Source organism: Paenibacillus sp. LX16 (assembly GCF_036252815.1).
GTDB classification, from domain to species: Bacteria; Bacillota; Bacilli; order Paenibacillales; family Paenibacillaceae; genus Paenibacillus; species Paenibacillus polymyxa_B.
In genome coordinates, this window is sequence record NZ_CP141152.1 from 5,622,434 (window position 1) to 5,634,585 (window position 12,152).

Below are 12,152 nucleotides of genomic sequence, written 5' to 3' on the forward strand. Positions count from 1 at the left end.
TTACTTAGGCCTCAGTAGCCACGTTGATATTGTTCAGGTATGGAAGGCTCTTCGCCGCGCAGCGTCACTGCTGCATGAATCGCCCAATATGGATCGCGAAGCAATCCGCGTCCCACAGCGACCAGATCGGCATCCTCGTTGCCGATAACGGACTGCGCCAAGGCTGGGTCATCCAGTGCGCCTACAGCGATCACCGGGATGTTCAGTGCCTCGCGAATTTGGCGTGCGAACGGCACTTGATAGCCCGGATAGTTGCCCGGCTTTCTGGCGCCAGCAGGGCCTTCCCCGCCCGAGCTAACATGGATCACATCTACGCCTGCAGCCTGATATGCACGGCTCAGCTCAATGGCATGATCCACATCGTACCCACCATCTACGTATTCCACCGCGCTGATGCGTAAGATTAACGGCATACCCGCAGGCATTTGATTGCGTACAGCCTGAATAACTTCAACACCGAAACGGGATAAATCCTTACCGTACTCGTCGTCCCGCTTGTTCGTAACTGGCGAATGGAATTGGTGAATCAAGTAACCATGTGCCCCGTGCAGTTCAATCGTATCCACGCCTGCTTGAACTGCACGCCGGGTAGCGTCTGCGAATTTTTGCACCATGCTACGGACTTCCTCCGTCGTAAGCGCGCGTGGCTGTTTATAATTCGCATCCGGGTATGCAATGGCCGAAGGAGCCACTGGCTCAGCTGCATCCTCAGCTTTACGGCCCGCGTGAGCAATCTGGATGCCTACCTTGGACCCGTGCGCATGAATGCCGTCAACCAGTTTCTTATAAGCTGGGACATGCTCGTCTGACCAAAGACCCAGATCATAATCTGTAATCCGTCCATCCGGTTCCACGTCCGTCATTTCTATAATAATCAGGCCCGTACCTCCAATAGCCCGACTCAGGTAATGAACATGATGCCAATCATTCGGAATCCCGTCCTTGGCTGTCACCGAGTATTGGCACATCGGCGGCATCACCACACGATTCTTTAATTCCAAATCTTTCAGTGTATACGGTGTAAACAACGAATTCGTCAAAACGTTCATCTCCTTTTTATCTTCGTCACATAAACGAAAATACGCTCCAAATTAACACGGTCTATTATAGACATAATCGGCATAGTCCAAACGGAATAAAGAGATTCCCTCCAACGGGGGATCTCTCACATTTGCAACTTGCAGTCATTATGTATGTCGTATGTTGTAGATATATTGCACACAATCTATTATCCACAACTTAATAACTTTTTGCAAGTAAATATTTAAATATTATTAAATATTTTTTTGTCTACATCTTCTTTACCTCCTGGCTATAACACAAAAAGACGCCCTTACGGACGCCTCTGCAGAACTAATCTTATTGTGCTGAGCCTAATTGCACCCATGCCTTCTCAATCTCTGCAACCGCCTGATCCTTATTCATGTTACCGCTGATATATGCCTGCATCAGCTCGCCAAATTTTTGGTGGAATGTATCCAGCGAGTAGTTCACAGACAGATCACCGGACTTCGACGTTTTCAAAATGCTTTCCATTTCCTTAGGCATTTCCAGATCAGGAAGCGGTGCATCCTTAATTGGAGGAATCACCTTCGCTACCTGGGAGAACCAGTTCTTACCGTATTCCGAAGTGTACAGCCAGTTGAAAAATTCAATCGTTTCCTTCGATACTTCGGAATCCTTGTTGATACGCAGCGCCTGATCCGCACCGGTAATGATGACCGATTGATCAGCTTTGTCACTCACCGGATATCCCATGATGCCAATCTTGAGATCAGGGTTAATTTTCTTGATTGCTTCCTCATCCCACGCACCTTTACCCGTCATAAATGCAGCTTTTCCGGATGCAAAATCACTTACTTCCGCATTGCTGTCCCTTTCCAGCGGCTTATCTGTGCCATGTTTCACCGTCAAATCAATGAAGTTAAAGAAGTTGTTGTACAGCACGGGGTAGTCCTTGATTTTTGCTTTGCCTGCGATAAAATCACTAACGAGCTGCTTCGGTTCCACGCCTGCATCCTGCGCGGCAGCATCTACATAGTGTTGGAAGATATGCTTCCACACCCACCACTCTTTATATGCATTGGCAAATGGAGTAATGCCCTTCGCCTCTAGCTTGTTGACTGCGTCCTGCATTTCTGCAATCGTCTTCGGCGGGGAGGTTACCCCAGCCTTGGTAAGCAAATCCTTATTGTAAATCAGCGTAAACAGGTTCCCCTTTACCGGGAGTCCCAGCACTTTGCCGTCACTGGAGCTCATATTCGCTCGAACAGCATCCGTCATGGCTGATGCCAGCGGCTCATTGGTCAGATCGGCGCTATAATCCGCATACGTGTCGATGTCGCCTCCTGCCGTCGTTTGGAATACATCCGGTGTACTACCTGAGGCTATTTTCGACTTCAGAATCGTGTTGTAGTCTGCCTGCATGATCTCCAGATTAATCTTCACATTAGGTTTGACCTTCTTATACTCCTCGATGTACGCGTTAAAAGCATCAGTATACTCCGGTGAGGCTGTGAACATGTTTATTGTAACCGTTTTCAAATCTTCTTTGCCGCCAGCATTTTCTTTCGACCCATCCGTGCCGCCGCTGCTTCCACATCCGCTCAACAAACCGACCGTCAAAAGCAAACTGCCGGATAACGCCATCATCTTCTTTAACATGGATACTCCCCCATTTGTTTGTGATCAACGTCCATGCGCTCATTCTAAAAAATATACTCCCATTTAAAAAGGCAGATTAGTGAAGCGTTAAGGGTAAAAAAGTGGTTTATTGCAGGCTCACGCGATACTCAGACGGTGACACCTGATAATAATTACGAAAAGCCTTACTGAAATAATTTTTATCTTTGTAGCCGAGCATATCCGAGATTTCCTGTATTTTCAGGCTAGAATCACCCAGCAACTCCTTCGCCTTGTCCATTCTAACCTTCTGTACATATTCGTGAATACCGTAACCAAACTGCTGCTTAAACAGCTTCATCAGGTATTCCCGACTCAAAAAATAGGTTTCGGCAAAAAACGAAATTTTGATATCCTCAAAATAATAACGGTCGATGTGCCTTTTGATATCCGTTATGTCAAAGGGCTGGTTCCCCGCTTGAGCATGTTGGACCCCAGCAATGTAAAGCTCCAGCATTCGATTCAATCTCTGACCGTAGTGGACAAAGCTCGTAAAATCAGCAGACAAATCGCTTTCCCCCGCGTACTCCAGTTCTTCCAAAGCTCCATCTTGATTCAACGCTGACGTAGACGCACCCAACTCAATCGCAGCTTCTCTCAGTAAAAAATGGAACTCCTTCATCATTCGATCCGCATCCTGTAAACGGAAAACAGGGCCTGATGCCAATTGTTTCAGCAGATCACCCAGCAGTACCTTTGCCCGGTTCGCCTGACCTGTCTGAGCATCCTTTTGGATCGACAACAGTCGCTCCGTCCATGACATTTCCTCTAACGTACCCATTTGCCGTGGCACTGTATGGAGAATGGATTCCCCTTCCAGCTTCAACACATCTGTACTGTGAATGAGCGTCTTGGCATCCACATAAGCAGACGCTAGCTCCAATACATCTGTGCAGAGCTTACCCAATCCAGCAGCTACCACCATGCTGAACAGCCCATGCAGGTTCGCCACCGCCTTCTGTGTCACTTGTGCCAATAGTAAGGCCATATGTTCTTCTTGTCCTGGGGCCAGGGTACAGATCGAAACGACCTCACGCTCCCGTCGCGGATGGGAGAAGCTAAAACAACTCAACCGTTCATCTGACGTCTGAGCTAACACATTGGTCACGGCAAAATCCATCAGATCGGCATCGCCATGAAAACGTGTCCTGCGAATCTCATCTCTGTTCAGCAGCCGTAGCACGATTACCCCAAAGCGATTCCCCTGCTGATCCGCTCCGATCAATGGGAGCAACGCCGTATTGGCCTGCCTTTTAAAGCTACCGTCCAAAATGGACAAATATAGCTTCTCTTTCAGCTTCGGCAGTGACATATTCAGCGTAATGTTCTGGCTAATGAACTTGTTTTTGCTTTGCTCTCGGCTTTCCAGAATGTCCACTGCTTTGCGCAGTGCCTGATTCAGATCCTGACGATTGATAGGTTTGAGCAGATAGTCTACCACCCGGGATTGAATCGCCTGCCGTGTAAATTCAAAGTCATTGTAGCCACTAATGACAATTGTCAGCAGGTGGGGATATGCCTTTTCGATGGCACGAAGAAATTCGATACCGTTTAGCTCAGGCATTTTCATATCGACCATCACCACATCTATGTGGTGCTGACCCAACAGCTCCAATCCCAACCTTCCATTCGTCGCCTCATAAATATGTTCGATGCCCAGACGGTCCCAGTCCCCGATAATACGAATGGCTTCGCGCAACGGCTCTTCATCGTCAATAATCAATACGTTATACATGACTACTTCCTCCCCGGGGAATTTGCATTCTCATTTCCGTTCCCGTTTCATCCGTAAGTATGAATAATCCTGCCTGATCCCCATACAAAAGCTTCAACCGTGTGTTCAGATTTTTCAAACCAATATGCTCGCTCTCCCGTTCTTCCCATTTTTCATGGAATGAATCCAGCACCATTTTCAGCTTGTCCTCTGAAATTCCAGGTCCGTTGTCCCTGACTGCAATTGTGGCATTGGTAGAACTCGATTCGGCTGAAATGACGATCAGAATATCGCTTGATACTTTTTCCAACGCATGCTTGATAGCGTTTTCCACCAACGTCTGCACAGATAATCTCGGAATCGGCAGCTCCATCAACGTTTCTTCCCATACCACTTCGACCCGCAGTCTCGCTCCGAACCTTGCTTTTTGCAGACCTATATACCGTTCAATGTGCTTGAGCTCTTCGCGGGCAACTACGATATCCTTGCCGTTGATGGAATACCGCAACGTTTGGGCCAATGCATCCACCATATCTGCCATGTCGAACATCTCCCGCTTTAATGCTTGTGTGGATATGGCTTGCAGGGCATTGTACAGAAAATGAGGATTAATTTCAGCCTCCAACGCCTTGAGTATGGCGTTCTTTTCGACCAGCTTCATGCGATAGCGCTCATTAATAAGTTCTTCGGTTCTTTGGACCATTTCGTTAAAATGCAGCGACAAATATGCAATCTCGTCATGACCCTTCACAGGAGCTGTTGCACCAAAATCCCCGGTGCTAAACCGCTTCATCTGGGTGGACAGCTTATGTAAAGGTCGGGTAATGGCGTTCGAGGTCAGTGTCACTAATATAATAGACACACCTAAAAATAAAGCCCCGATGGCATAGCTCCAATTCCGTGTTGTCGTAGCTGCTTCATAAATTTGGCGGTATGGGATGGGCTTGATGAGCTGCCACCCGTCCTTTTCGCCAGCATCATACACGACCAAATACTCCTGGTTGCCACTGCTATCTGACCACGTTACTCGCCAGCTTCCTCCCTTGCCGATCTGTGTCAACACTCCAGAATCACGCATCCGCTCATATAGCGGAAAGCTGTTCACATAAAAGGGAACCCCTTTAGGGCTCATGAGCATCAATTGGTCCCCTTTGCCCAGTGGAATGTTCTGCATGATTTCGTCCACGGCGCTCGTATTGTAATAAAAGGACAGCACCGCCTGCGGATGGCGGGATGCAATCGACCTCAGCACTCGATGGTATGCCATAAAGCTTGCTTGAGGCGCCACATAACCCATATCAGAGCGGGACCCTACAAAGGATTGAAATGATTCGTTCGTGGTACTAGCCATCGCCTCTTTATACCAAGGGAGCTTGGGAATATCCGTGTTTATTCCTTTGCGCACCGTAATGTTGTACGTCTCCCTGGTAACCACATAGTATTGATGTCGGTCCGCCACGTACAGATAGATCGCTTCCAGATCATTACGTGAATAAAACATACTGCGCAAGTAATTTTCAATGACCATTCTCGAAGCATAGTCCCGGTTCTCATTGGCAATGGCGTTCATGATATCGTTATAACGAAGCTGCGGAAGGGCCAACTGCTGCATTCCCTCTAAGTAATCCTCCAAATTCTGATTGACCAGCAGCAGATTATTCGTCGTGCTGGCGATGCTATGGTTAACCGACTCCTTTTCAATCATCTGATAGGAAATAATCGTGAGTGAGCCCACCACCAGAATAATCACCGAGGTAAAAAGAAGAATGAGCTTGTTCACTAATTTTTGCGTGATCCTCCTCCACATGGAGCGAAGAATCGTTCCTACACGCTCTGACATCATGATAACCGCCCCTTTTGAAAGCGTACACATTTTTACCCTCAACTGTTTTCTTAAATCCATTGGTCCGGCCCTAGGGGCTATCCTATACTTTCATTATATCTTAAACAGCTTGGAGCGAAAGATCGGAAAATGTTGAGAAAAAGAGGTGCGTTATGCTGAAAAAAAGGGGAACTCGGGGCGACAAGGGCAGTAAACTGGAATTCGGTTTATTCACACTGCCCGTAATCCTGTGCATTACGATTGCATTTTATATTCCGTTTTTGATGACGATACGCTATTCCCTGACCAAGTGGAACGGCATATCCAAACATCCGAAATTTGTAGGTCTGGATAACTTCAAGCAAATCCTGCTTGGGGACGCCAATTTTGCACATGCAGCCTGGTTTACCGTCAAGTATGCCATTCTGTACATTGTATTGGTGAATGTGCTGGCCATTTTGCTGGCACTCGTTCTCGACATGAAGCTGAAAAGCTCGGCTTGGCTGCGAGCGGCTTTCTTTATCCCTTATATCCTCAGTCTCGTGATTGTCGGCTTTATATGGAAATTCATCTTCATGCAAGGCTTTGAGTCACTGGGACAGAGTACAGGCTGGGGCATCTTCCAGCTAAGCTGGCTGGGTGAGGAAGGGCTCGCGTTTATTTCCATTTTGGCGGTATCGATCTGGCAATCCATTGGCTTTTACATGGTCATTTATATTGCAGGTTTGCAATCTGTGCCAGAGGATCTAAAAGAAGCTGCCATTGTTGATGGCGCGGGGCCAATTCGGAGATTTTTCAGTATTATTCTACCGATGCTCGCACCTTCCATTACGATCTCGGTCTTCATGGCACTGACCAACTCGATCAAAGTGTTTGATGTCATTTTATCTCTGACCGGCGGTGGGCCGGGAGGTACGACATACAGCATTGCGTATGATATTTACCGGGACACGTTCCAGAACAATCTGTATGGCTACGGAACAGCCAAAGCATTGATTTTATTCGTTGCAGTCCTGATCATTACGATTATTCAATTGTCTATTTTCAAACGCAGGGAGGTTGAAGCCTGATGCAACGCAGCCGTACGGGACGTATTTTGCTAGAAGCGGGCATGATTGTATTATCACTGTTATTTTTGTACCCGCTGTTTCTCGCCATTAACAATTCGTTCAAAAGCTTCGCTGAGGTCATGACCGACGTCATTGCACTACCCAAGCAGCTTTCGCTGGATAACTACGTATATGTATGGAAATTCATTGACTATCCACGCCTATTTCTGAATAACACCATTATCACCGTCGTCGGACTGGCAGGTATCGTACTGATATCTTCCATCGCGGCCTACAAGCTGGCAAGAACCAAAAGCAAATGGAGCTCCGTGATTTACATGCTGTGCATTATGCCGATGCTGATCCCGTTTCAGTCCATCATGCTCACTGTCTTGCGACTGGCAAAAGACTTAAATCTGGCAGACAGCACTTGGGGACTTGGCTTGCTGTATTGGGGCTTCGGTGCACCGCTGGCCGTGTTTATCTATCACGGCTTCGTGAAAGGTATTCCGGCTGAGATTGACGAAAGCGCCAAAATCGATGGGGCCTCAGGCTTCCGGCTTTTCTTTTCCGTGATTTTTCCCTTGCTGAAATCAGTCACCGCCACCATTGTTATTATCGATGTGATGTGGATTTGGAACGATTTTCTGCTTCCGCTTCTCATGGTTAACGGCTCACCTAGCACCAAGACGCTGACGCTGGCCGCCTACACCTTCGTCGGGCAGTATACGTCCGACTGGCAATATGCCATGACCGCGATGGTAATGGCTGTACTGCCTTCGATTATCGTATTTATTTTTCTGCAAAAATACATTGTCAAAGGCGTCGTCGCTGGAGCCGTCAAAGGCTGAGTCAAGTATTCGGAGTTTATAAAATAAAAAGCGCCTTAAGTGAGGAATCCCTCCTCTCTTAGGCGCTCTTATATTATTTATGCTTAACCCATTGCGCGCTATCCACCGGCCAAAAAATCACATCCGCACGGCCAACAATATCTTTAATAGAAACAAAGCCAATAGCACGACTATCCCTACTATTATTGCGGTGGTCACCCATCACAAATATATACCCCTCAGGTACCTTGGAATCGGTTATGGTTCCATTTGGAAAGTCCACATTGTTATATAGTTCTCCCTTGGCGTGCGCATCCTGAATAGCTCCCTGAATGTATGACTCCTCTACTTTCTTACCGTTCACATAAAGATTGTCGCCTTGATACCGAATCGTATCGCCAGCCACCCCAATAACACGCTTTATAAAGTCTCTTTGTTCCTTTCTCACATGGAATACAACAACCTCACTCGGCTTGGGATCACGAAAATCGTAAATCACCTTGTTCACGACTACTCGTTCATCTGTCTTGAAATTCGGTTCCATGGACGCTCCCTCAACAATAAATGGCGCAAATAATAGCCAACGTATAATGAACACGAGCACAATGGCTACAATAATGGCCTTAAGCCAATCGATCATCTCATTTTTCACTCGTGGCTGCTTTTCCTGCAATTGTTCGACAGTTGAATCCGTCAAATGATTTCCACTCTCCATGCGCTAAACCCACCCTTTCTCACAGTTTTCATTCCTATTATATGTATAATGTTTAAGTATAATCAAATTTTCCCAGTCTGGCAAAACTGCATTTTTAGTTGAAACAAAAGTGTGAACTTTTTTTCACAATATCAAAAAAACAGTAAAAAACTGTTGATGCAAACGTTAACATATATTACACTGTGCATATACTTCTTAGAGCGTTTTGGACTAATGGTAGATCAATCTGTCCCCCTGGGAGGTGTCCTGTTTTTAGTGGAAAGACAGCATGAACCACTTTTATAGATGCTATCTTCTTTTAAAATATGAGCTCAAATAAGGAGGAAATTACATGTTTAAACGAAATGATCGTCCAAAAACCGGCTTTAACGCTCTAAGACTCGGTGTTTCTTTTGTTTTTGCTTCTTCTTGCCTTATTGGAACCGCTTACGCAGATACGTTGTCCAACGACATCCCTTCTTCCGCACTCACAGAAGAGGCAGTCAGTACAACCGACTCAACCACTGTCTCCACAACGTTAGCGGCAGGAGATTTGTATGTGGCGCCAAATGGTAACGTGTCCAATCCGGGTACAATATCCAGTCCTACCACGCTCGAAGCAGCACTTACACAAATTGCTCCTGGTAAAACCATTTACCTGCGCGGTGGTAACTACACCTACTCCTCAACGATTACAATTCAGCGTGAAAATAGCGGCAATAACGGCTCACTCAAAGGGTTGGTCGCTTACGGTAGTGAAAAGCCGGTACTTGATTTCTCTGCTCAAGCCTTTGGTTCAGCCAATCGTGGACTTCAGCTTAACGGAGACTTTTGGCTGGTAAAAGGCCTTGAAGTAAAGGGTGCCGGAGATAATGGTATCTATATCGGCGGCAGCAATAACCGAATCGAAAACGTGGAAACCCACCACAACCGGGATACTGGACTTCAGCTTGGACGTTACTCCCCTAACGCTTCCACTAGTGAGTGGCCTTCGAACAATTTGATTTTGAATTCTTACTCTCACGATAACGCTGACCCCGATAATGGTGAGGATGCCGATGGCTTCGCTGCCAAATTGACTGTGGGATCAGGCAATGTGTTTGATAACTGCTTGGCTGCGTACAACGTAGACGATGGCTGGGATTTGTATAGCAAAACCGAAACGGGTCCCATCGGTGAAGTAACCATTTTGAACAGTGTGGCCCACCACAACGGGCAGACCGCAGATGGAACGTCTACCGCGAACAGCGACGGCAATGGCTTTAAGCTGGGTGGAGACAAAATCAAAGTCAACCATATTGTGAAAAACAGTATTGCTTTCCAGAACAAAAAACACGGCTTCACCTACAATAGCAACCCCGGCAGCATTACGTTGACCAATAATACCTCGTGGGACAATGGACAAAGTAATTTTGCTTTTGACAAGGGTGATCACGTGTTCATTAACAATCTTTCTTTTGAAGGAACAGCAAGTGATAAAACAAGCGGTACAGATCAGGACGACTCTAGCGTTTGGTGGAAAAACAAGAAATCGACGAATGCCAAAGGTCTGGTAGTCAGTGCAGACGACTTTGTTAGCCTCACGCCTTCTATCACTCGAAGTGCAGACGGTTCCATCCAGCTCGGTGATTTCCTTAAGCTGGCCAAAGGAAGCGATCTGATCGGCTCGGGTACTCCGAGCGGAAAAAATATAGGGGCACGTTAAAAGCCCCGCCTAATCAGGACGCCCTGGCCCATCTACCAACTTAGACAATTCTGCATAATATAGCGACCGGTGATTGTCCTCATAACCAGACAAAATATGAGGTGAACAGATCATGGAACGAAGAATCACACTGAAACATACACTCGCCTATGGAAGCGGTAACATGCTGGGAAGTGGCGCACTTGCGATTAGCGGTGCATGGTTAATGTACTTTTATACAACCTTTTGCGGACTGTCTCCCGTTCAGGCCGCGGCCATTTTCTCTGTTGCTAGCATCATAGATGCAGTCAGCAATCCGGTCATGGGCTTTATCAGCGATAACTTTCACCGGACCCGCTTGGGCCGTAAATTCGGCAGACGACGCTTTTTCATCATGATGGGTATCCCGCTGATGCTCGTGTATCCGATGCTTTGGGTAGATGGGTTGGGCTTCTGGTATTACCTGAGTACGTACGTGCTGTTTGAACTGGTATATACCTCTGTCATGGTGCCGTATGAAGCACTAGCGTCAGAGATGACCCGCGACTTCGGCGCACGCTCCAGATTAACCGGATGGAAGGCCATGTTTGGCAAAATTGCCAATTTTGCCGCTGCTTTTATCCCTGGTCGCTTTATTGCCGAGTATGGCAAAGACTCTCCATTGCCTTTCTTTTATACCGGTCTCGTTTTTGCAGCTATTCTGCTGATTGCGATGGCATTCTTGTACAAAAACTCCTGGGAACGTCCAAGTGAGGAACTGCAAAAGGAACTGGAAGGTGAAGCTCCGCTTTCCTTTATCGATTCGATGAAAAAGTTGTTTGTCGACATTTCCTCTACCTTCCGGGTCAAGACGTTCCGTCATCATCTCGGGATGTACCTGGGCGGCTTTTCAGCTGAGTGGCTATTTACTTCTGCTTTTACGTACTTTATTGTCTTCTCCTTGTTCCAAAGCTCGGAGATGGTATCCAATTTGAACAGCTTTAACTCTGTCATTCAATTGATTTCTACCTATTTCTTCATCCAATTCTGCGTGCGTAAAGGGTTCCGTATGCCTTTTATCGCCGCACTCGTTGTCGTTTGCTTTAGCGTAGCAGGTTATGGCCTGCTCTATATAACGGGAGCCTCTAATACGATGGTATGGCTATATGTCATCACCCTGTTCATGGGGCTTGGTACTGGGGGCGTCTACTACATCCCTTGGAATCAATACACGTTCCTTGCCGATGTGGATGAAGCGTTGACCGGCCGTCGCCGGGAAGGTATTTATGCAGGTATGATGACTTTTGCCGGGAAAATGGTGCGGGCCGTTGTCGTCTTCATTCTCGGCTGGGTGTTACAGCATTTTGGCTTTGTATCCGGGGCTGATAGTCAGCCAGTCGCTGCTCAGCACGCCATCTTTTATGTGCTCGTGGTCGGTACCATCGTTCTCGCGATCATCGGTATGATTGCTTCTGTCGTGATGAAGCTGGATATTGACAGCCACAAGAAGCTAATCGCCGAAATTGACCGCCTCAAAAACGGTGGCTCCATGAAATCAGCCAAACCGGAAGCTCGCAAAGTGTTCGAGCAGCTGACAGGCTTCAGTTATGATCGATGCTGGGGTAACAATAATGTGGGCTTCAAGAACAAACCTGTTGACCCTAAGACACACACTCCATCTATGTAACAACAATAACA

The 12,152-nt window shown here is 46.9% G+C and carries 9 protein-coding genes; 4 read left to right on the forward strand and 5 right to left on the reverse strand.

All coding sequences use genetic code 11. The features are described from left to right. Nucleotides 1–11: 11 nt before the first annotated feature. The 4 genes from T3H97_RS25225 to T3H97_RS25240 form a co-directional block, all read right to left on the reverse strand. Nucleotides 12–1,040, reverse strand: coding sequence for an NADH:flavin oxidoreductase/NADH oxidase (locus T3H97_RS25225; RefSeq protein WP_328801232.1), 1,029 nt, complete (start codon nt 1,038–1,040; stop codon nt 12–14). 319 nt (nt 1,041–1,359) lie between these two features. Beyond that, on the reverse strand, nt 1,360–2,664 hold the full coding sequence (locus T3H97_RS25230) for an ABC transporter substrate-binding protein (protein WP_328801233.1): 1,305 nt from the start codon (nt 2,662–2,664) through the stop codon (nt 1,360–1,362). Nucleotides 2,665–2,770: 106 nt separating this feature from the next. Then, a complete protein-coding gene (locus tag T3H97_RS25235) occupies nt 2,771–4,417 on the reverse strand; it encodes a response regulator transcription factor (RefSeq protein WP_328801234.1) in 1,647 nt (548 codons plus the stop codon). Then, nucleotides 4,410–6,269 (reverse strand): cache domain-containing sensor histidine kinase, encoded by a 1,860-nt coding sequence (locus tag T3H97_RS25240; protein WP_328802876.1) that lies wholly within the window; start codon nt 6,267–6,269, stop codon nt 4,410–4,412. The genes T3H97_RS25235 and T3H97_RS25240 overlap by 8 nt, the downstream gene beginning before the upstream one ends. A 122-nt stretch (nt 6,270–6,391) precedes the next feature. Here T3H97_RS25240 and T3H97_RS25245 point away from each other — a divergent pair, with 122 nt between their 5' ends. Together T3H97_RS25245 and T3H97_RS25250 are read left to right on the forward strand one after the other, a co-directional pair. Beyond that, a complete protein-coding gene (locus T3H97_RS25245) occupies nt 6,392–7,288 on the forward strand; it encodes a carbohydrate ABC transporter permease (RefSeq protein WP_103047205.1) in 897 nt (298 codons plus the stop codon). Further along, a complete protein-coding gene (locus T3H97_RS25250; RefSeq protein WP_013312583.1) occupies nt 7,288–8,118 on the forward strand; it encodes a carbohydrate ABC transporter permease in 831 nt (276 codons plus the stop codon). The genes T3H97_RS25245 and T3H97_RS25250 overlap by 1 nt, the downstream gene beginning before the upstream one ends. Before the next feature lie 73 nt (nt 8,119–8,191). On the opposite strand, the gene lepB is transcribed toward T3H97_RS25250, so the two are convergent. Then, nucleotides 8,192–8,812, reverse strand: coding sequence for a signal peptidase I (gene lepB / locus T3H97_RS25255; protein WP_250240810.1), 621 nt, complete (start codon nt 8,810–8,812; stop codon nt 8,192–8,194). Nucleotides 8,813–9,143: 331 nt separating this feature from the next. Here lepB and T3H97_RS25260 point away from each other — a divergent pair, with 331 nt between their 5' ends. Next, the gene (locus tag T3H97_RS25260) at nt 9,144–10,496 is read left to right on the forward strand and encodes a right-handed parallel beta-helix repeat-containing protein (RefSeq protein WP_103047203.1); all 1,353 of its coding nucleotides are present in this window, start codon (nt 9,144–9,146) and stop codon (nt 10,494–10,496) included. 112 nt (nt 10,497–10,608) lie between these two features. Continuing rightward, nucleotides 10,609–12,141 carry an MFS transporter gene (locus T3H97_RS25265; protein ID WP_328801235.1) on the forward strand — a complete coding sequence of 511 codons (1,533 nt, stop codon included), beginning with the start codon at nt 10,609–10,611 and terminating at the stop codon, nt 12,139–12,141. Nucleotides 12,142–12,152 lie beyond the last annotated feature (11 nt).

Excerpts from the sequence above, each read along its gene's own strand:
- T3H97_RS25260 (WP_103047203.1), top strand. The coding sequence starts at position 9,144 with ATGTTTAAACGAAATGATCGTCCAAAAACCGGCTTTAACGCTCTAAGA.
- T3H97_RS25240 (WP_328802876.1), bottom strand. The coding sequence starts at position 6,269 with ATGTGTACGCTTTCAAAAGGGGCGGTTATCATGATGTCAGAGCGTGTA.
- T3H97_RS25250 (WP_013312583.1), top strand. The coding sequence starts at position 7,288 with ATGCAACGCAGCCGTACGGGACGTATTTTGCTAGAAGCGGGCATGATT.
- T3H97_RS25245 (WP_103047205.1), top strand. The coding sequence starts at position 6,392 with ATGCTGAAAAAAAGGGGAACTCGGGGCGACAAGGGCAGTAAACTGGAA.
- T3H97_RS25235 (WP_328801234.1), bottom strand. The coding sequence starts at position 4,417 with ATGTATAACGTATTGATTATTGACGATGAAGAGCCGTTGCGCGAAGCC.
- lepB (WP_250240810.1), bottom strand. The coding sequence starts at position 8,812 with ATGGAGAGTGGAAATCATTTGACGGATTCAACTGTCGAACAATTGCAG.
- T3H97_RS25265 (WP_328801235.1), top strand. The coding sequence starts at position 10,609 with ATGGAACGAAGAATCACACTGAAACATACACTCGCCTATGGAAGCGGT.
- T3H97_RS25230 (WP_328801233.1), bottom strand. The coding sequence starts at position 2,664 with ATGTTAAAGAAGATGATGGCGTTATCCGGCAGTTTGCTTTTGACGGTC.